The organism is Arthrobacter sp. SO5 (genome assembly GCF_020532805.1).
In the GTDB taxonomy this organism is placed as follows: Bacteria; Actinomycetota; Actinomycetes; order Actinomycetales; family Micrococcaceae; genus Arthrobacter.
Genome location: NZ_MQTQ01000003.1, coordinates 39,623 through 59,437, shown reverse-complemented (window position 1 = coordinate 59,437; position 19,815 = coordinate 39,623). Strand labels below are relative to the sequence as shown.

Here is a 19,815-nt window from a genome sequence, read left to right as displayed (position 1 = left end):
GCCGGATCCGGGCTTTAGGCGTCGAAGTGGGTGCTGACTTCTCCGCCGGTGAGTTTCCGCAGGATTTCCGCGGCCACGTCGCGGAGTTTCTGGTTCCGGTTGCTGGAGACCCGGGTGAGGATGGCCATGGCGTCCTTCTGGGAGCAGCGGTTCTGGGCCATGACGATGCCGCACGCCAGATCGATGGACGTGCGGTGCTCCATGGCGGCCTGCAGGTCTTCGGCCCGGGACTGGGCGGTCCCGATCCGGACGGCGAGGCGCAGGGCCCGGCCGGCGAGGTCGGCGAAGCCCTCCGCCTCGGCGATGATCGCATCGGTGAAGAGCCCGGTGTCCGAACCGAAGAAATTCAGTGCCGCGGCAGCGTCCTCGCCGATCTCCAACGGAACGCCCAGGGTGCTGCGGCAGCCCTGCGCCGCGAGCTGCAGCTGGTAGTCCGGCCAGCGCGGATCGGTGGCGACGTCGGCCAGCAGGACCACGGATTTGGTGCGCAGGGCATCGATGCATGGGCCTTCGCCGAGGCTTTGCTCGATGCGGTCCAGGATGACGGCCCGGGCGCTACTCCCCGCCACGGTCGCGGTTTTCTTCCGGCGCTGCAGTGTCACGCCGCACTCGATCTCGGCGCCGGCCGCCTGGGTGAGCGTTGCCGCTGAGAAGGAAGCGAGCCGGCCGAGGAAATCTTCGACGTTCTCCGTGCCCAGGAGCAGGTCCTGAAGCTGAAGGGCCGCTTCATCCCCGGCGTTGTTGGTCATGCCTAAACGTAGCCGTCCACAATCGCGGCGGCAATCTCCCGGTAGGCCCGCCGCGTTTCCGGGCGGAGCACCTCGAGGGTGACCAGATCGCCGTCGGCCACCCCGCGGTCGTGCGGGACAGCGATCAGCTGCCGGCAGATGCCGGAAAGGTGGTCCTCGATCGCGTCCTTGTCCACCCGGGAGGACACCTCGTCCTTGTCGGTGATGACGACGACGGCGTTGCGTGCCAGGTCCTCGTAGCCGTGTCCGGCCAGCCACTGCAGGGTGCTGCGGGCGCGCTTGGCGCCGCTGACGGCGTAGCCGGCCGCGATGATCAGGTTGTCCGCGGACTGCAGAATGCCGCTCATGGCGTTGTGCGTGACGCCGGTACCGCAGTCCGTGAGGGCCACCGAGTAGTAGCCGGAGATGAGCTTGCGGATCCGCAGGTACTCCTCGGCCGTCAGCGAATCCGAGACCTCGGGGTCCTGCTCGCCGGCAATCAGGTGGAGCCTGCCGGCGTGGTGCATGTAGCGGGCCAGGGCGGTGAGGGAATCGACGGAGTCGACGTTCTTGAGCAGATCCGTGATGGTGCGCGGACTTTGCTGCTGGTAGATGCCCTCGCCGAGGGCGCGCTCCACGAGGTCGCCGGAGTCCGGGTTGGCGTCGATCGCGCACGGCGGATCACCGCGGAATTCCGCCAGTGTCAGCCCGACTCCGACCGTGGTCGACGTCTTGCCGATGCCGCCCTTGAGGCTGAGGACGGCAGTGTTGTAGCTGCCCTGGAGCTGGCGGGAGATGCGCCGGGCGAGTTCGTCCTCCTCGCGCTGGCGGGTACTCGGGCCCAGGTTCAGCCCGCCTCCGGTCATCGTGTACAGGGCGCCGCGGAAGCCGCCCAGCGGCCGCGGCTTCTGCTCCCGGACAAAGAGGCCCGGCGAGCTGATGAAGTCGGGGGCCGGGGCAGCCAAAGCCGCCGCACGGCTGGCCGAGCGGGAGGGCAGGGCCGGTACGGAGGGCGCGGTCCCCGGCGCGGCGGGCACGGCCGAACGACGGGAGGGCGGCGCGGGGGCCGCGGAGCGTCCGCGCCCAAACGCGGGCGCCGCGTCGTCGCCGTCGTCGGACCCGTCAAGCACCTGCCCGCCTAACGTCTGCCCGTCAGGGTCCGACGCCGGGTCGGCGTCCGGGGCAGCCGACGCGGGCGGAGCGGTTGGCGGCAAAGGCGCGGCCGGCACCCGCCGGATCACCGGTGTGGATCCGGTGGCCGCAAAGCGCTCGTCTGCTGCTTCCGCGGCCTCGGCCCACGAGCTGCGGCGCAGCGGTGCGGGACGGTCAGATACCTGCCGGTCGGCGGCGTCGAAGGGGCTGGTGCGAGGGTTGACGACCGGCATGGTTCCTGTCCGGGCAGCAGTACTTTCTCCGTCGGCTCGACGCAGGTCGCGGCGGCGGCGAATGTCAGGCTGCCCTGGGTTGTCAGCAGTGGCAGCTGAATTGTCTTCCACCGATTCGGGCATCTTTGATTTCTCCCAGGACTCACAGCGGGGCACGCTGCGGCGCTTGTTTGACGTCGTTCAAAGAGTAAGTCTAGGCGCTGCCGTGAGTACCCTTCTCATCGACGGCCCAAACCCCGGCGTCAGTGATGCGCCCGCGTCTCCTGCAGGCGTGTGATGAACCACCGGGATTGCTCCGGGCCGTAGGGCAGGATCGGGATGGCCTTGGTGGCGTCGCTGGGAGTCTCGCGGGTGGCCTGGGTGGCCTGCCGCACGGCCGTGGTCATGGTGTTGGCCATGGTCTTGACGAACTGGTCGCTGCACGGTTCCCCGTGGCCGGGAACCAGGAATTCGTAGCGGTGCCGCAGCGCGGAGAGGTGCCGGAGGGCGTTGGCCCAGTCCTCGGGGTAGGAGTCCTCGAAGGACGGGTGTGATCCCTGTTCCACCAGGTCCCCCGCATAGAGGGTGGTGGCCGTCCCGACCAGCAGGTCGCCGTCGGTGTGGCCGCGGCCCAGATAGAACAACGTGGCGCGCTGTCCGCCGAGGTCCACCAGCACGGGCTGGTCCTTCACGATCGCGTTCGGGACCACGAGTTCGGCGTTGCCGCCTTCGCCGGCAGCCATCTCCGGCTCCGCCGACGCCACGAAACGGCGCTGCTCGTCTCCGTGGCCCTCGATTTCCGCGGCGCAGTTCTCGTGGGCCCAAAACTCGGTGACGCCGTCGTCGGCGAACACGGAGTTGCCGAAGAAGTGGTCGTAGTGGGCGTGGGTATTGACGACGACGAGCGGCAACTGGGTCTTCGCACGCACGGCGTCCAGGATCTCGCGTCCCTGCCGGGGACCGCCGCCGGTGTCGATCACCATGGCCCGTTCGGTACCGACCACCAAGCCGGTATTGAGCAGGAATCCTTGAGTGGTCAGGACATAGTTGTCCGGGCCGACCTCGAGCCATCGTGACATTAAATCTCCGTGTTCCGGCACTTTCACGCCGTCGTTGGTGCGATGTTCTGCCCACGATTCTACCCACCTGGGCTGGCCGGGAGCTGGACCGCGACTCTTCGCGCTCAAAGGCCCAAAGATAAGGCTCGGCTCGGGCTCAGAGGTCGGCCAGCACGGAGCCCGGGTTCTCGATCGCATCGGCCACGAAGCGCAGGAAACCGCCTGCGGTGCCGCCGTCGCAGACGCGGTGGTCGAAGGTGAGAGTCAGCTCGGTGACCTTGCGGACGGCCAGTTCGCCGTTCACCACCCAGGGCTTGTCGATGATCCGCCCGACGCCGAGGATCCCCGCCTCCGGGTGGTTGATGATCGCGGCAGAGCCATCCACCCCGAAGACGCCGTAGTTGTTCAGCGTGAAGGTGCCGCTGCCCAGTTCGGCGGGGCTCGCCTTGCCATCGCGGACGACGGCGGTGAGCCGGCGGATCTCGGCGTCCAGCTCGCGGGCGCTGAGTTTGTCAGCGTTGCGCACGGAGGGGACCATGAGGCCGCGGTCCGTCTGCGCCGCGAAGCCGAGGTTGACGCCGTCGAAGGCCACGATCTCCTGCGTCGCCCCGCCGGTGGTGTCCTCGGTGGTGACGATCCGGGTGTTCAGCTCCGGGAACTTCTTCAGCCCGGCAGTCACGAAACGGGCGATGAAAGCGAGCAGCCCCGGCGTCTGGTCCGGGTCGGTCTTCTTCAGCGCGGCACGCAATTCCACCAGGGCTGTGGCGTCCACGTCCACCCACACGGTCGCCTCCGGGATTTCCGAGCGGCTGCGCGTCATGTTCGCGGCAACGGCCTTGCGCACGCCCCGGACCGGGGTACGCCCGGCAATGCCAAGCCCTGTTCGGGCATCGGTATCATCGGTGGCCGCAACTGGAGCTGGCGGAGAAGTTTGAACCGCTTCAGCAGCCGGACGCTCAACCACCGGAGCCGGCTTAATCACTGCCTCGACATCGCGGCGCATAATGAGTCCGCTGGCCCCGGACCCCTGCAGCTCCCCCAAATCGACCCCGTGGTCCCGCGCCAGCCGCCGGACCAGCGGAGAAATAACAGCCCCCAGCTTCCCGGGAACCCGGGTCCGCAGGAGCACCAGATCATCGGCAGCCTTCTCAGCGGCAGCGACCTGGACCGACCCCCGCTTAGGCGCCCGGGTCCGCCGGGCAACCCCATGTCCACCAGGAGTCCCATACCCAATCAGGACATTCCCGGACCCAGCCTTCTCCTCCTCGCGGTAGGTCTCAGCAGCAACAGCGGCAGCGGCAGGCGAGTCAGAAGCAGACCCCGCGGGCGCAGGCAATGCCGCCCCGGGAGTGGCATCGGGCCTGTCGGAGCCGGCAGCATCGTCCGCAGGACGAATGCTGTCCGGCGAAGGGGCGGGGGCGGCATTGCCTGTGGCGGCGCCAACGGCGCCACCCGCAACCGAGACACCAACCGGAGTAACCGAAATCAACGGCTTCCCGACGTCGAGCGTCTGCCCGGGCTCGCCATGCAGCACAGCCACGGTCCCGGCGTAAGGAGAGGGCACCTCCACCATGGACTTTGCGGTCTCCACCTCGGCGATCGGCTGGTCGACGCGGATCTCGTCGCCAACGGCAACAAGCCAGCTGACGAGCTCGGCTTCGGTGAGGCCCTCGCCGAGGTCCGGGAGGAGGAATACTTTCGGTTCGCTCATGGTCAGTTCTCCCACTGGAGGTCGTCAACGGCGTCGAGGATGCGGTCCACGCCGGGCAGGTAGTAGTGCTCGAGCTTGGGCGCCGGGTACGGCACGTCGAAGCCCGTGACGCGGCGGATCGGCGCGGCGAGGTAGTGGAAGCAGCGCTCCTGGACCCGGGCGACGATCTCGGAGGAGACGGACGCAAAGCCGTGCGCCTCGGCGATGACGACGGCCCGGCCGGTCTTGCGGACCGAGGCGCAGACCGTTTCGTCGTCGAACGGCACGATCGAGCGGACGTCGATCACTTCCAGCGAGCGGCCTTCCTCGGCGGCCGCCGCGGCGGCGGCGAGCGCGGTCGGGACGGACGGCCCGTAGGCGATCAGGGTCGCGTCAGTGCCCGGGCGGGCGACGGCGGCCCGGCCTTCGGAGGACGTGCCGCGCTCGGTGTTCGCGGCGTGATCGGCGCGCAGTGCGCCCAGGTCCACCTGGTCCTTGGACCAGTAGAGCTTCTTGGGCTCCATGAACATGACCGGATCATCGGAATCGATAGCCTCGCGGAGCATCCGGTAGCCGTCGGCGACGGTGGCCGGGGTGAAGACCTTGAGCCCGGCGGTGTGCGCGTAGTAGGCCTCGGAGGAGTCGCAGTGGTGCTCCACTCCCCCGATGCCGCCGGCGTACGGGACGCGGATGACCATCGGCAGTTTCACGGCGCCCTTGGTGCGGTTGTGCATCTTGGCCACGTGGCTGACGATCTGCTCGAAGGCTGGGTAGGCGAAGGCGTCGAACTGCATCTCGATGACCGGGCGCATGCCGTTCATCGCCATGCCGACGGCCATGCCGACGATGCCGGACTCGGCGAGCGGGGTGTCGAAGCAGCGGCTCTTCCCAAAGGTCCTGGTGAGCCCGTCCGTAATCCGGAAGACGCCGCCGAGCATGCCGACATCCTCGCCGAAGACCAGGACTGAGGGGTCCGCGTGCATGGCGTCGGCCATGGCGGTGTTCAGGGCCTTGGCCAGGGTAATGGTTTGCGCCCCCGTCTGCGCCGCCTTCTGCTCGGCGGCGGCAGCAGCCGTGGCGGCCGCACGGGCGGTGGCCGCGCTGACGTTGCCGTTGGCCTCGGACGAGGTGGTGATGGTGGGGCTCATTTCGCGGCCTCTTCCCGGGCGAGTTCGTCGGCGAGCATGGCGGACTGTTCCTTCAGCTGCGCAGTAGGGGTGGAGAAGACGTATTTGAAGAGGTCCTGCGGATCGACGGGGACGTCCTCGCTCAGACCGTCGCGCAGCTGTGCGGCCACGGCCTCGGCTTTTTCGGCAATCGCGGCGGCGCGGCCGTCGTCGAGCAGTCCGCGGCCCGCCAGGTAGGTGTTCATCCGGCTCAGCGGGTCCTTGGCCACCCATTCGGCGACCTCGCTGTCCTGGCGGTAGCGGGTGGCGTCGTCGGCGTTGGTGTGGGCCTGCATCCGGTACGTGTGCGCCTCCACGAGCAGAGGCCCGGAGCCTTCGCGGGCCAGCTTAACGGCACGTCCCAGCACGGCGAGCAGGGCGACGACGTCGTTGCCGTCCACGCGCTCGCCGGCCATCCCGTAGCCGACAGCCTTGTGGGCGAGCGATGGCGCCACGGACTGGTGCGCCAGGGGGACCGAGATCGCGTACTGGTTGTTCTGGACGAAGAAGACCACGGGCAGGTGAAAGACGGCGGCGAAGTTCAGGGCCTCGTGGAAGTCGCCTTCGCTCGTGGCGCCGTCGCCGCACATGGCCAGGACGACGGTGTCCTCGCCGCGCAGCTTGGCGGCATGGGCGACGCCGACGCCGTGCAGGAGCTGGGTGGTCAGCGGGGTGCACTGGATGCCGACTTTATGCTCGGCCGGGTTGTAGCCGCCGTGCCAGTCGCCGCGGAACAGCGTCATGGTCTGGACAGGATCCACACCGCGGGCCATTACGGCTACGGAGTCGCGGTAGGTGGGGAACATCCAGTCGCCCTGGGACAGGCAGAGCGCGGCGGCAACCTGGCAGGCCTCCTGGCCGTGGCTGGAGGGGTAGACGGCCATCCGGCCCTGCCGGACCAGGGCGGAGTTCTGGTCGTTGACGCGGCGTCCGATGACGAGCTGCTCGTAGGCGGCCACCAGGTCCTCGTCGCCGGGGAGCGTGTATTCGTGGCCGGGCTGGGCGCCCTGTTCGGTGTGGGGGTTCAGGGTGCCGTCCGGGCCCACTATCTGGATCTGGTGGCGGGCCGGCAACATGTAGTCCTCTACCGTGATGCCGAATTTACGCACGGCCTCGCTGGCGGCGTCTTCTGTCGAATGGCTCTGCGTTGGCGCGCCCGACGCCGGGTCATTCGTTGCCGGGTCCTGCGCAGTGTGGTCTGCGGAGATCGTCATTGGTCCGTCCTTCTGTAGCCACTATTCACCCCAAGTATGGTCCCGGACGATGTTTCGTATCCACCCCTTGCGAAAATCTTGGAGAAGTCCAGAATTCTGGCCTATTCTAGAAGACAAAACGTAAGTGTGAGCTGGATTACCGGCGGGGGGCGTGGACAAATGGCAGAAACCGAAGCGGACCAGACGGCGGTTCCCCTGGATGATGTGGACCGGAACATCATTGCCGAGCTGACGCGGGACGGCCGGATGTCCGTCACCCAGGTTGCGGAAAACGTCCACATCTCCCGCGCACACGCCTATACCCGCATTGCCCGCCTGACCGGCGAGGGCGTCCTGACCAAGTTCACGGCGCTTGTGGACCCCATCAAGGCCGGCCTCAAGTCCTCGGCCTATGTGACCCTCAAGGTGCGTCAGCATTCCTGGCGGGAGCTGCGGGAACTGCTGCGCGCCATTCCGGAGGTGCATCACGTCGCCCTGGTCGGCGGGGACTTCGACGTCATCCTGCTGGTCCGCGCCGTGGACAACGTGGATCTGCGGCGGGTGATCTTCGACCAGCTGCAGTCCATGCCCGGCGTGCTGGACACCCAGACGTTCCTCGTTTTTGAGGACGTGGATACCCGCTAGCACTTGGAATGGAGCGGCCTAACCACTTGGATTCCCGCCCCGCAACTACTGTGGACGCGGGTGGTCCTGTCCCCTAGGCTGGCGCTAAGGCGGCAACGGCTCAAGCAGGGGGGCCACTCCGGCCGCCAGCCTCGCCGATGCCCGCGGACCGTGATTCCCGGTCTGGTCAAACGGCGGCGGCGGCGCGAGCGGCAGCATGGTTGAGGGGGATCGGCATGTCAGTAGACGATGCGCCGCGCAAGGTGAAACTTCAGTGGGTCGATTTCTCCAAGGGCCTCTGCATGGTACTGGTGGTGCTCTTCCACTCGGCGCTCTTCATGGAAACCCAGGTCAACGATGACTACGAAGGCTTCTGGTGGCCGTTCAGCGAGGCCTTGAGTCCGCTCCGTATGCCGCTGTTTTTCTTCATCTCCGGTCTCCTGAGTGTCAGCGCCCTGGGCAAGGGCCTGGGCGCCTCCAAGCGACGGACGATCGGGCTTTACTACGTCTACGCCATCTGGACGTTTCTCTTCCTGATCAGGTTATGGTTGCCGCTCTCGCGCAACGGAGCGCCGGCCCCGACGGCCGGAGAGGTGGTCCTGAGCCTGGTGCTGCCGACGTCGTTCTGGTATCTCTATGCCCTGCCGGTCTTCTTCCTGGCGACCTGGGTGATGATCAGGGTCCTGGGCCGCTACAGTGTCTATGCCCTGATCCCGCTGGGGATCCTCAGCGCGCTCTCCCCGGTGCTGCGCGAGAGTGCGGCCACCCTGCTGACGGCACCAATGGACAACGCCAAGTTCGCCTCGCTGGCGGCCAACTTTGTCTGGTTCTACCTGGGCGTGCATGGCCGCGGCCTGTGGGACCGGACCATGGCCTCGGCGTCGTACTCGAAGCTGGCGCTGGCGGGAGCCGCGTACGTCATGGTGTGCCTGCCGATGATGATGTTCGATCTGGAAATTGAGCTGAAGGTGCTGTTGTCCTGCCTGGCGCTCTACGCGATGGCGCAGCTTGTGGGCTTGGTCCGGATGGAGGGGACCGTTCCCCGCATGCTGCAGCGGCTGGGCAGCCAGACACTGCCCGTCTACATCTTCCACATTTTCCTGATTTCCTTGCTCAGCGCGGTGGTCAAGATCAGTGGATTAATGCCCATCCTGCACGCCAACCTGGATCTCTCCAACGCGCTGCTCCCTCCCCTGGTGACGTTGCCCATTGTGGTGGCCACCGTGTGGCTGGGCGCGCGGATCCGCTCGGGTCCGTTCCACTGGCTGCTGGAGGCACCTGGGGCATTGGTGGGAACGCGGATCCGTAAGGCCCCGAAGGAAATCCCGGAAGCGGTCCGCTGACGCCGGGTCAGGGAAGACTGTTTAGCTGACGAAGGCCTTCATCCAGGCCTTGAGCTCTTCGCCGAACTCCACCCGTTCGGAGGCTATCGAGATGACCGCCTTGAGGTAGCTCAGCTTGTCGCCGGTGTCGTACCGGCGGCCCTTGAACACCACTCCGTAGACACCGCCGCCCTCACAATCGGAGGAGGCGAGGGTCTGCAGCGCATCGGTGAGCTGGATCTCCCCGCCCCGGCCGGGCCGGGTTTCTTCCAGCACGTCGAAGACCGCCGGGTGCAGGACGTACCGTCCGATGACGGCCAGGTTGGAGGGTGCGTCGGCGATAGAAGGTTTTTCCACGAGGCAGTTGACCCGCACGTGGTCCTGACCCTCGACGGGGGAAACGTCGGCACAGCCGTAGGCGCTGATTTCAGTGGGATCCACCTCGATCAGGGCGATCACCGAGCCGCCGGTCCTGGCCTGTACTTCGATCATGGTGCTCAGGAGCTCGTCGCGTTCGTCAATGAGGTCATCCCCCAGCAGGACGGCGAAGGGTTCGTCGCCAACGTGCTGGCGGGCGCATAGCACCGCATGCCCAAGGCCCTTAGGATCGCCCTGCCGGACGTAGTGGAGCGGACCAAGTCTGGAAGCGTGACGGACTGCGTCCAGGCGATCCAGATCGCCCTTGAGCTCCAGGGTGCGCTCCAGATGCGGTTCACGGTCGAAGTGGTCCTCCAACGCCCGCTTCTGGCGTCCGGTGATCATCAGTAGATCGGTCAGGCCGGCCCTGACGGCTTCTTCCACGACGTACTGGATGGCTGGCCGGTCCACTACCGGGAGCATTTCCTTGGGCATCGCCTTGGTGGCTGGCAGGAACCGTGTTCCCAGCCCGGCCGCAGGAATGACAGCCTTAGTTACTGGTTTCCCCAAAGTCATATCCGAACCCTACAAGTGCCCATTCGAAATGAGAATGGCTTTCCCAAAAGTCGAGTACCCGGACAACTCGGTCTCAGGTGCCCGCTCGGCGGCGCCCTCAGCCCTTGAAAACCGGCGTGCGCTTCTCCTGGAACGCGCGGAATCCTTCGGTGTAATCCTCGCTTTTGCACAGGCGTGCCTGCTCGGCGTTTTCCTCTTCCATTGCTTCCCACAGGCCCAGGCGGTGGTCCCGGATATGGGCGACGAGTTCCTTGCTGGCGTTGAACGCCCCGGTGGCGCCGGTGGCCACGTTGGCAACGATCGCCCTGGTGGCCTCCAGCAGCCCGGCCGCCGGCATGGCCCGGCTGAAGAGCCCCCGGGCCACGGCCTCGGCGCCGCTCATGAGCTCCGCGGTGTAGATCAGGTCCAGGGTCCGGTGCATCCCGAGCCGTTCGGTGAAGTACCAGTGCCCGCCTGAATCCAGGGTGGCGCCGAGCTTGGCGAACGGGGAGCCGAATTTGGCGTTCTCCGCCACGTAGACGACGTCGGTGGCCAGCAGCAGGCCGAGCCCCACCCCGAGGCAGGCGCCCTGGGCCGCCGCGAAAGTCGGCGCCGGGAAGGCGCTCATTTTCTTGAGCAGCGGCTGGACCAGCCCGCCCAGGTACGCGAGCGCGTCGTCGCTTTCCGGTGTGACCCCGGCGATGTCCCGGCCGGCGCAGAAGGCGCGCCCCTCCCCGCGGAGCAGCAGCGCCCGTACCTCGCCGCGCGCGGCGGCGTCGGCGGCGTCGTCGTACGCCTGTGCCAAATCCTTCAGGGCCTGCTCGTCCAGCGCGTTGAGCTTGTACGGGGCGTCAAGGGCGATCTCGGCGATGTCGCCGGCGATGCTGAGGGAAATCATGGGGCTCCTGGGGTCGGGGCGGAATCGCGGGATCGGGGCACGGGCTACACGTCGAAGTCGACGGTGACTTCCGGCGTCGTGGGGTGGGACTGGCAGGTCAGCACGTAGCCCTTGTCCAGTTCATCCTGCTCCAGCGCGTAGTTCTCGTCCATGGTGACGGCGCCGGTGACAACTTTGGCACGGCACGTGCCGCAGACGCCGCCGGCACAGGCGAAGGGCACATCGGGACGAACCCGCAGGGCCGCGTTGAGGATCGATTCGCGGGCGTGGGTGGGGCTGGCAACCTCGCCCTGGAGGCCGTCGAGCTTGAAGGTGATCTTGTACGTGTCCTTCGACTCGTCCGCGATCACAGGCCGGCCGATGTTGCCCTCGGGACGGTCCGGCTTGCCCGAGGTGAACAGCTCGAAGCGAACGTGCTCGGGCTTGACGCCGCGCGCGGCCAGGGTATCGCGGCACAACTGCACGAGCTCGAACGGCCCGCAAAGGAACCATTCGTCGACGTCGTCGGCGTGGATGGCGGTGCCGAGCAGCGCCTGCAGCTTCTCGCCGTCGATCCGGCCGCTGAGCAGCGGCGCGATCCGCTGTTCGCGCGAGAGCACGTGGTGCAGCGCTAGCCGGGCCGGGTACTTGTCTTTGAGGTCCGCGAGTTCCTCGAGGAACATGACATCCATCGCTGCCTTGTTGGCGTAGACCAGGTCGAAGCGGGTCTCCGGATGCGCGGCGAGCAGGGTGCGGGCAATGGCGATCACCGGGGTGATGCCGGATCCGGCGGCGATCGCCACGAAGGAGCCCGGCTCCCCCGCAAGGGCCTGCGGATCGTTCATGGAAGTCATGAGGTTTTGCTCTTTGCCGTCGCGGCCGTGCTTGGAGACGAACGCTCCCATCGGGCTCATGACGTCCAGGACGTCCCCGGCCTTGAGCTCGGCGTTGGCCCAGGTCGAGAACAGCCCGCCAAGGTCCTTCTTGATGGCAACGCGGACCTCGCTGCTGCCGTCCGCGAAGCTGCGCGGCTCGGCGCAGATCGAGTAGCTGCGCCGGATTTCCTTCGGCTCGCCGGACTCATCCGGGAGCGTGGTGCGCAGCGCGACGTACTGGCCGGGAAGGTAATCGAACTGCCCGGCGAGCTCAGCCGGCACGCCGAACGTCACCTCGATCGCGTCATCGGTGAGCCGGCGGACCTCATCCACCGTCAGGGTGTGGAAGGACGCGCGACGCCGGCCGGTGGCTGCCGCCGTTTCAGCGGCGGTCTGGCGGACAACAGTCATGGTGCACCTGTTCCTTACAAAACTTTGAAGTAGTCGAACGGTTCCTTGCAGTCCTGGCAGACGTACAGCGCTTTGCAGGAAGTAGAGCCGAAGCGGGTGAGTTCCTTGGTGTTCAACGATGAACACTGCGGGCACTTGACGGCGAGGGACAAGCGCACCGGCCCGGCATGCCGGACGGCTTTTCCATCGACGGCAGTGTGGCCGCTGGGCGGGGCGATGCCGTATTCCTGCAGCTTGGCTTTGCCGGCCTCGCTCATCCAGTCCGTGGTCCACGCCGGGGAGAGGACCATGTCAACGCTTACGCTCGGGTAGCCCTCGCGTTTAAAGGCCGCCTTGAGGTCGTCGCGGATGGCGTCCATCGCGGGACAGCCCGAGTACGTCGGGGTGATGGTGATATGAACTGTCGGCACCATACCGCCGTCGGCTGCGTTCGGTTCCTTCGTCACCTGGACGTTGCGCAGGATCCCCAGATCCTCGATCGTGAGCACCGGGATTTCCGGATCGCAGACCGTGGCGGCGAGGTCCCAGGCCTTCTGCTCGGGAGCCTTCACCGCCGCAGGGCGGCCCTCGGCGGCCGTCGGGTGGCTGACATACATGTCCATGGTGGCTACCAGCTCGCTCCGGGGTACTCGCGGGCGAGCACCTGCATTTCGGCGAGGAGGTAGCCCAAGTGCTCGGAATGCAGACCCTTGCGTCCGCCGCCGGGGGCCGGCTGGACCCTCGGGACCTCAAGTTCCGCTTCGGCGAGGACCTCGCCGGTGAGCCGGTCGAAGTCGGCGCGCAGGCTGGAGGGCTCGACGGCGGCACCGGACCCGCTGAGGCGTCCGGTGAGCTCGTCGTCGCGGAACAGCTCATCGACGTAGGGCCAGATGACCTTGAAACCGTGGATCATCTTCTCGCGGGACTCGTCCGTGCCCTGGGCCAGGCGCAGCACCCACTGCGCGCTGTGGTCGCGGTGGTAATCCACTTCCTTGACGGCCTTGGCGGCGATGCCGGCCAGGGTGGCGTCGGTGGACTGCGCCAGCCGGCGGTAGAGCTCGAACTGGTAGTAGCTGACGACGAACTGGCGGGCGATGGTGACGGCAAAGTCGCCATTGGGGAGTTCGAAGATCTCGACGGAACGGAACTCCGGCTCGCGCCGGAAGTAGGCGAGGTCATCCTCGCTCCGGCCGTCGAATCCGCCGGCGTAGCTGAGGAAGGACCGGGCGTGGCCCAGCTGGTCCAGGGCGATGTTGCCGAGGGCGATGTCTTCCTCGAGCTCCGGCGCGCGGGAAATCCAGTGACCCAGGCGCTGCGCCAGGACCAGGGCGTCATCGCCCAAGCGCAGGGCGAACTCGGCCACGTCCTCGCCCGGCTTGGCGGTGCCGCGGCTCACGGCCAGGGCGATGTCCTCCGGACGGAGGGCGTTGCCGGGCGTGATGCGGGTGGCGCTTGCCGTGGCCTCGCCGCTGTTCGCGGAGCCCTTGACGCCGACGGAGATGTCCCCGTGGCCGGCTGTTTCTTCGGCGGGCACGGCGGTTTCAGGAGAGGTGCTCACAGGTGCTTCACGCCCTCGCTCTTGGTGTAATACGTCGCGTGCCGGTAGTCCTTGCCCTGCGGCGACTCGAAGAACGCGCCCTTCGCGTCAGGATCGCTCGAGGCGATGGCGTCCGCCGGAACAACCCAGATGGACACGCCCTCGTTGCGGCGGGTGTAGAGGTCGCGGGCGTTGCGCAGGGCCATGGCGGCGTCCGGCGCGTGCAGGGAGCCGGCGTGGACATGGGAAAGGCCGCGGCTGGAGCGGACGAACACTTCCCAGATGGGCCAGACGTTGCCTGCGTGCGGTTCGGGGGTTGTCATGCTGCGACTTCCTTCTCTGCTTGCTTCTTGGCCTGCTTCGCCGCGTACTGTGCGGCGGCTTCGCGCACCCAGGTGCCGTCGTCATGTGCTTCGCGGCGCCGTTCCAGGCGCTGGGCGTTGCAGGGGCCGCGGCCGGCCAGGACCTCGTGGAATTCGGCCCAGTCCAGCGGACCGTGCTCCCACTTCTTGGTTTCTTCGTTGAAACGGATGTCCTTGTCCGGGAGGGTAAGCTCCAGGACCCTGACCTGCTCCATCATCATGCCGACGAAGCGGTTGCGGAGCTCGTCGTTGCTGAAGCGCTTGATGTTCCAGGCCATGGACTGCTTGGAGTTGGGTGAATCGTCATCCGGCGGGCCGAACATCATCAGGGCCGGGGCGTACCAGCGGTTGACCGCTTCCTGGGCCATCTGCTTCTGCTCCGGGGTGCCGTGGGAGAGTTCCAGCAGGATCTCGAAGCCCTGGCGCTGGTGGAAGGACTCTTCCTTGCACACGCGGACCATGGCGCGGCCGTAGGGGCCAAAGGAGGCGCGGCAGAGCGGCACCTGGTTGGCGATAGCGGCGCCGTCGACCATCCAGCCAATGGCGCCCATGTCCGCCCAGGTGCGGGCGGGGTAATTGAAGATGGAGGAGTACTTGGCCTTGCCATCCATCAGGTCCTGCATCATCGCATCCCGCGGCTGGCCGAGGGTTTCGGCGGCGGAGTACAGGTACAGGCCGTGGCCGGCCTCGTCCTGGACCTTGGCCATGAGGATGGCCTTGCGCTTGAGGCTGGGGGCGCGGGAGATCCAGTTGGCTTCCGGCTGCATGCCGATGATCTCCGAATGTGCGTGCTGCGAGATCTGCCGCAGCAGCGTCTTGCGGTACGCCGGGGGCATCCAGTCCCGCGGCTCGATCCGCGAATCATCCGCCATGACTTTGTCGAAGTAGGCCTGGCCGTCAGCCTCACGCCGGGCCAACTCTTCGAGGCTCAGTTCGTGCTGCGCCGCCGTTGGCTCTCCGGGCACTGACTGCAGGGTCTGCGATGCCATGGTTGCTCCTATGCATTTCCGATAAATAATTACCGACCGTTCGTTCAGGATATGCGGAAGGTTCGAGATGCGTCAAGCACCGGGGCACGAAAGCTCCGGGGAAAAGCCTAAGAGTTGTCGGCCCCATGGTGGTATGGTCTGCTTCATGCCGCCGACTGCAGCGAGCTCCATTCCGGCGTCGGCGCCGGATGCTGCACCGACCTTCAAGGAACTGCATGTCGAATCGATTCGAAGTAGACCGCGAACCTGCAGCGGAGCACGGGACCGCCAAGGCGCCTGCTCAGCTGGATACTGGAGTCACCCCGCGACGCAAGGCGCGGACCCGGCGGGCGCTGATGGTGTGCCTGCTGGTCATGATCCTGCTGGTTCCGGGGTCCGTCGGGGCGTACTTCTTCTCGCTGGCAAACATCTACGATTCCCAGACCACCAAGATCGAGGACGCGTTTCCGGCCGAGGCAAGGCGGGTCCAGGCCCCGCCAACCCCCGCGGGGAAACCCGCGCCGATGAACATCCTCGTGCTGGGCAGCGACAGCCGCGATAAGGCCGAGGGTTCCGCGTCCGCCAAGGCCGCGGCCGGGTCCGCGTCGAACCAGCGCGCAGACACCCTGATGCTGCTGCACATCCCCTCGGACCGCGAGCACATCTACAGCGTCTCGCTGATGCGGGACCTGTGGGTGGACATTCCGGACCGCGGGCAGGCCAAGATCAACGCGGCCCTCGCCTTCGGCGGCGTTCCCCTCATGGTCCAGACGGTGGAGTCCCTGCTCCAGCAACGGATCGACCACGTGGTCAGCCTCGATTTCGCCGGTTTCAAGGGACTGACCGATGCCCTGGGCGGGGTGGAAGTGGACATTAAGGTCCCGTTCACCACAGTCCGCGGCGGTAAGACCTACGATTTCCGTCCAGGACTGAATACGCTCAACGGGGCCCAGGGCCTGGCGTTTGTCCGTGAGCGCTACGCCTTCCCGGACGGGGACTACCAGCGGGTCCGCAACCAGCAGACCTACCTCCGGGCGGTCCTGGCCAAGACGTTCGACGGCGGCACGCTCGGGAACCCGATCACCCTCGCCAAGGTCCTCAGCGCCGTCTCCCCCTACCTCAGCGTCGCACCGAAACTCGACTCCACTGAGGTGGGCCGCCTCGCCTTCAGCCTGCGCGATATCCGCAGCCGCGACACGGTCTTCTTCACCCTGCCCACGGCCGGCGTCGGGAGGTCGGCGGACGGCCAGTCCATCGTCCTGCCGGACACGGGCGCCATCGAGGAGCTCAAAGCCGCATTCACCGCCGACAAACTCGCTGACTTCGTGGCCGCCAAAAACCTCGGCAAGGGCAACTAGGAAGCCACAGATGGAGCCAGCAGGACCAAGTGCGACGTCAACCCCGGGCCCCGCCGCCGGTGCCAACGGACCGGCCAGGCGCCGCCGTCGGACTGTCATTGCCGCACTCGCCGCCGCCCTGCTGCTGATCGCCGTCGCCGTCGCCTATGTGCTGAACCGCCCGCAGGCCGAGACCGCAGCTCCCGTCGAGACGTCGGCCCCGGCAACCGCGCCGGCAGCCACGCCAACTCCGACGCCCACACCGACCCCGACGCCGGAGCCGCCCGCCGTCGCCCTGAACATCCTGCTGGTGGGCAGCGACAGCCGCGTCAACGCCCGGGCGGAGGCAGCCGCCGGCGCCGCGTCCGACCAGCGTGGCGACGCCCTCGTCTTCATCCACCTCCAGGCGGACCGGCAAGGCGTCTACGGCATCTCCATCATGCGCGACCTGTGGGTGGACGTCCCCGGGTACGGGGCGGCGAAGGTCAACGCCGGACTCGAACTCGGCGGGATCCCGCTGCAGACCCGCACCGTGGAGGCCCTGCTCGGTACGCACATCGACCACACGGTCATGGTCGACTTCGAGGGCTTTGCCGCCCTGACGGACGCAGTCGGCGGCATCGACGTCAACGTGACGGCGCCGTTCACCGGGACGATCGAATCCCAGCACTACTACCCGCCGGGCGTGAACCGGCTCAACGGCGCCCTTGCCCTCGACTTCGTCCGCGAGCGCAAAGCCTTCGCCGACGGCGACTACCAGCGGGTCCGTGACCAGCAGACGTTCCTGAAGGCCGTGCTGGCGAAGGTGGCCGGCGAGGGCGTCCTCGCGGACCGCGCCACGGCCCGGCTGCTGGTCACCACCGTGCTGCCGCACGTCACGGTGACGCCGGGACTCACCCTCGATTCCCTGGAGCGGCTCGCCTTCAGCCTGCGCGGAACCGGTCCCGGCGGCGGCGTGTTCTTCACCCTGCCGACGGCCGGCACCGGGACCAGCAGCGACGGCCAGTCGATCGTCCTGCAGGACTATGCGGCCACCGCGGCGGTGTCCGCCGCGCTCGGCTCGGGGACGCTGGGGGACTATGTGGCGGCGAACAATCTGCAGAACGGAAACTGAGTACCGGCCACAGCCTCGGGCTTTGCCAGCGCACCTGACGGTAGATTGGGTCCATGACCCAGACTCCTGCGCAGCCGTCCCTGCAGCCTCCCGTCGCCAGGAAGGTTCCCACCGTCCGCACCCGCCACGGCGACTCCTTCGAGGATAACTACGAGTGGCTTCGCGACAAGGAATCGGCGGAGGTAGTTGACCTGCTGACGGCCGAAAACGCCTACCAGGAGGCCGTGACCGCCCACCAGGAGCCGCTGCGTGAGGCCATCTTCCAGGAAATCAAAGGCAGGACGCAGGAGACGGATCTCTCCGTCCCCAACCGCAAGGACGGCTGGTGGTACTACACCCGCTCAGTGGAGGGCAAGGAATACGGCATCCAGTGCCGGGTCCTGGCCCAGGACACCGGGGACCGCGTGTCGGACTGGACACCCCCGGCCGTGGAGGTCGGCGTCGACATTCCGGGCGAGGAGATCCTGCTCGACGGCAACATCGAAGCCGAAGGCAAGCCGTTTTTCTCCATCGGCGGCGCCGCCGTGACCATCGACGGGACCCTGTACGCCTACGCCGTGGACAACGCCGGCGACGAGCGGTTCACGCTGCGCATCAAGGACCTGCGGACCGGGGAACTCCTCCCGGACGTGATCGAGAACATTTTCTACGGCATCTCCTTCTCCCCCGACGGCAGCCGGATCTTCTACACCGTGGTGGATGATTCCTGGCGCCCGTACCAGGTGAAGTCCCACGTGCTCGGCACGCCCGTCACCCAGGACGAGGTCATCTACCAGGAGGACGACGTCGCCATGTGGCTCGGCTTCGAGCTCTCCGCCGACCGGCGCCACCTTGTCCTTGGCATCGGCTGCTCCGAATTCAGCGAAACCCGGCTGCTGCGCTTCGATGACCCCGACGCCGGACTCCGCACCGTCATCCCCCGCGATGAACACATCCTGTACGAGGCCGAGCCGTTCCTGCTGGCCGACGCCTCCGGGACCCCCACCGAAACCATCCTGCTGACCCACAACATGGACGCGATCAACTCCATGGTCTCGCTGGTGGACCTGGCCGAACTCGACAAGCCGCTCGCCGAGCAGCACTGGACCACCGTCGTCGAACACTCAGACGAGGTCCGGATCAACGGCGCCGGCGTCACCTCGACCCACCTTGTGGTCTCGGTCCGCAAGGACACGATCGAGCGCGTGCAGGTCCTGCCGCTGGCCGGGCTCGGCACTGCGCAGCAGGGCGCCCCCGTGGAACCGGCCTTCGAGGAGGAGCTGTACACCGCCGGCGTCGCAGGGTCCGATTACGAGGCCCCCGTGATCCGGATGGGCTACACGTCCTACTTCACGCCATCCCGGGTCTACGACTTCGTGCTCCCGACGGCGGAGCTTCCGGCGGGCGACCTGCTGCTGCGCAAGGAAAGCCCGGTCCTGGGCGGCTACTCGCCGGCCGACTACGTCGCCAGCCGGGAGTGGGCCGTGGCCTCCGACGGGACCAGGATCCCGCTGTCCGTGCTGCGCCACGCCTCCGTGGCGAGCGACTCCACGGCGGCAGGGCTGGTCTACGGTTACGGCTCCTACGAGCTGAGCATGGATCCGGGCTTCGGCATCCCGCGGTTGTCCCTGCTGGACCGCGGCATCGTCTTCGTGATCGCCCACATCCGCGGCGGCGGCGAGCTCGGCCGGCACTGGTATGACACCGGCAAGAAGCTGCACAAAAAGAACACCTTCACGGACTTCATCGCGGCCACCGACTGGCTGGCGCAGTCCGGCTGGGTGGACCCGGCCCGGATCGCGGCCATGGGCGGTTCCGCCGGCGGCCTGCTGATGGGCGCCGTCGCCAACCTGGCCCCGGAAAAGTACGCGGCGATCGTCGCCGCCGTGCCGTTCGTGGACGCCCTGACCACCATCCTGGACCCCGAACTGCCGCTCTCGGCGCTGGAGTGGGAGGAATGGGGTAACCCCATCACCGACCCGGCCGTTTACGCTTACATGAAGTCGTACACGCCCTACGAGAACGTCCGTGCGGTGGACTATCCGAAGATCGCGGCGGTCACCTCGTTCAATGACACGCGGGTCCTCTACGTGGAGCCCGCCAAATGGGTGCAGCGGCTGCGCGAAGTGAACACCGGCAGCGAACCGATTGTGATGAAGATCGAGATGGAGGGCGGCCACGGCGGCGCGTCCGGGCGCTACGTGCAGTGGAAAGAGCGGGCCTGGGACTACGCGTTCGTCGCGGATTCCCTCGGCGCCACGGAACTCCTGCCGGGGGCCGGGCTGAAGTAGCGCGGGGGCGCCGGGATCGTCCGCCCCG

General features: G+C 67.3%; 18 protein-coding genes. 5 read left to right on the top strand and 13 right to left on the bottom strand.

Annotated elements, in window-relative coordinates; all coding sequences use genetic code 11:
* Positions 1 to 14: 14 nt before the first annotated feature.
* The 6 genes from BJG92_RS00725 to pdhA all read right to left on the bottom strand — a co-directional run bounded on the left by BJG92_RS00725 (position 15) and on the right by pdhA (position 7,220).
* Complete coding sequence (locus tag BJG92_RS00725) at positions 15 to 749, bottom strand: GAF and ANTAR domain-containing protein (RefSeq protein WP_232082099.1); 735 nt, start codon at positions 747 to 749, stop codon at positions 15 to 17.
* A 2-nt stretch (positions 750 to 751) separates the two neighbouring features.
* Positions 752 to 2,113 (bottom strand): MinD/ParA family protein, encoded by a 1,362-nt coding sequence (locus BJG92_RS00720; protein WP_374199746.1) that lies wholly within the window; start codon positions 2,111 to 2,113, stop codon positions 752 to 754.
* A gap of 242 nt (positions 2,114 to 2,355) precedes the next feature.
* Complete coding sequence (locus BJG92_RS00715) at positions 2,356 to 3,171, bottom strand: MBL fold metallo-hydrolase (protein ID WP_232082097.1); 816 nt, start codon at positions 3,169 to 3,171, stop codon at positions 2,356 to 2,358.
* Between the two features lie 136 nt (positions 3,172 to 3,307).
* A complete protein-coding gene (locus BJG92_RS00710; protein WP_232082096.1) occupies positions 3,308 to 4,861 on the bottom strand; it encodes a dihydrolipoamide acetyltransferase family protein in 1,554 nt (517 codons plus the stop codon).
* Between the two features lie 2 nt (positions 4,862 to 4,863).
* The gene (locus tag BJG92_RS00705) at positions 4,864 to 5,988 is read right to left on the bottom strand and encodes an alpha-ketoacid dehydrogenase subunit beta (protein ID WP_232082095.1); all 1,125 of its coding nucleotides are present in this window, start codon (positions 5,986 to 5,988) and stop codon (positions 4,864 to 4,866) included.
* Positions 5,985 to 7,220 carry a pyruvate dehydrogenase (acetyl-transferring) E1 component subunit alpha gene (pdhA, locus tag BJG92_RS00700; RefSeq protein WP_232082094.1) on the bottom strand — a complete coding sequence of 412 codons (1,236 nt, stop codon included), beginning with the start codon at positions 7,218 to 7,220 and terminating at the stop codon, positions 5,985 to 5,987. The genes BJG92_RS00705 and pdhA overlap by 4 nt, the downstream gene beginning before the upstream one ends.
* A 159-nt stretch (positions 7,221 to 7,379) precedes the next feature.
* On the opposite strand from pdhA, the gene BJG92_RS00695 reads away from it, so the two are divergent.
* Both BJG92_RS00695 and BJG92_RS00690 read left to right on the top strand, forming a co-directional pair.
* Positions 7,380 to 7,844 (top strand): Lrp/AsnC family transcriptional regulator, encoded by a 465-nt coding sequence (locus tag BJG92_RS00695; protein WP_232082093.1) that lies wholly within the window; start codon positions 7,380 to 7,382, stop codon positions 7,842 to 7,844.
* Positions 7,845 to 8,059: 215 nt separating this feature from the next.
* Positions 8,060 to 9,166, top strand: coding sequence for an acyltransferase family protein (locus tag BJG92_RS00690; RefSeq protein WP_232082092.1), 1,107 nt, complete (start codon positions 8,060 to 8,062; stop codon positions 9,164 to 9,166).
* Positions 9,167 to 9,187: 21 nt separating this feature from the next.
* On the opposite strand, the gene galU is transcribed toward BJG92_RS00690, so the two are convergent.
* The 7 genes from galU to paaA form a co-directional block, all read right to left on the bottom strand.
* Positions 9,188 to 10,078 (bottom strand): UTP--glucose-1-phosphate uridylyltransferase GalU, encoded by an 891-nt coding sequence (gene galU, locus BJG92_RS00685; RefSeq protein ID WP_232082091.1) that lies wholly within the window; start codon positions 10,076 to 10,078, stop codon positions 9,188 to 9,190.
* A gap of 97 nt (positions 10,079 to 10,175) precedes the next feature.
* Positions 10,176 to 10,955 (bottom strand): enoyl-CoA hydratase/isomerase family protein, encoded by a 780-nt coding sequence (locus BJG92_RS00680; protein ID WP_232082090.1) that lies wholly within the window; start codon positions 10,953 to 10,955, stop codon positions 10,176 to 10,178.
* Between the two features lie 44 nt (positions 10,956 to 10,999).
* Complete coding sequence (gene paaE, locus BJG92_RS00675) at positions 11,000 to 12,220, bottom strand: 1,2-phenylacetyl-CoA epoxidase subunit PaaE (protein WP_232082089.1); 1,221 nt, start codon at positions 12,218 to 12,220, stop codon at positions 11,000 to 11,002.
* A gap of 14 nt (positions 12,221 to 12,234) precedes the next feature.
* A complete protein-coding gene (gene paaD / locus BJG92_RS00670; protein WP_232082132.1) occupies positions 12,235 to 12,816 on the bottom strand; it encodes a 1,2-phenylacetyl-CoA epoxidase subunit PaaD in 582 nt (193 codons plus the stop codon).
* An 11-nt stretch (positions 12,817 to 12,827) separates the two neighbouring features.
* The gene (paaC, locus tag BJG92_RS00665) at positions 12,828 to 13,757 is read right to left on the bottom strand and encodes a 1,2-phenylacetyl-CoA epoxidase subunit PaaC (protein WP_232082088.1); all 930 of its coding nucleotides are present in this window, start codon (positions 13,755 to 13,757) and stop codon (positions 12,828 to 12,830) included.
* Positions 13,754 to 14,059, bottom strand: a complete 306-nt coding sequence (paaB, locus tag BJG92_RS00660; RefSeq protein ID WP_091251167.1) for a 1,2-phenylacetyl-CoA epoxidase subunit PaaB — start codon at positions 14,057 to 14,059, stop codon at positions 13,754 to 13,756. Before paaB ends, paaC begins: the two co-directional genes overlap by 4 nt.
* Positions 14,056 to 15,087, bottom strand: coding sequence for a 1,2-phenylacetyl-CoA epoxidase subunit PaaA (paaA, locus tag BJG92_RS00655; RefSeq protein ID WP_232082087.1), 1,032 nt, complete (start codon positions 15,085 to 15,087; stop codon positions 14,056 to 14,058). Before paaA ends, paaB begins: the two co-directional genes overlap by 4 nt.
* A gap of 215 nt (positions 15,088 to 15,302) precedes the next feature.
* On the opposite strand from paaA, the gene BJG92_RS00650 reads away from it, so the two are divergent.
* From BJG92_RS00650 to BJG92_RS00640, 3 genes are read left to right on the top strand one after another with little or no spacing between them, the layout of a single operon-like run.
* Positions 15,303 to 16,424 (top strand): LCP family protein, encoded by a 1,122-nt coding sequence (locus BJG92_RS00650; protein ID WP_232082086.1) that lies wholly within the window; start codon positions 15,303 to 15,305, stop codon positions 16,422 to 16,424.
* Positions 16,425 to 16,434: 10 nt separating this feature from the next.
* The gene (locus BJG92_RS00645; RefSeq protein WP_232082085.1) at positions 16,435 to 17,517 is read left to right on the top strand and encodes an LCP family protein; all 1,083 of its coding nucleotides are present in this window, start codon (positions 16,435 to 16,437) and stop codon (positions 17,515 to 17,517) included.
* 53 nt (positions 17,518 to 17,570) lie between these two features.
* On the top strand, positions 17,571 to 19,787 hold the full coding sequence (locus BJG92_RS00640) for a S9 family peptidase (RefSeq protein WP_232082084.1): 2,217 nt from the start codon (positions 17,571 to 17,573) through the stop codon (positions 19,785 to 19,787).
* Positions 19,788 to 19,815 lie beyond the last annotated feature (28 nt).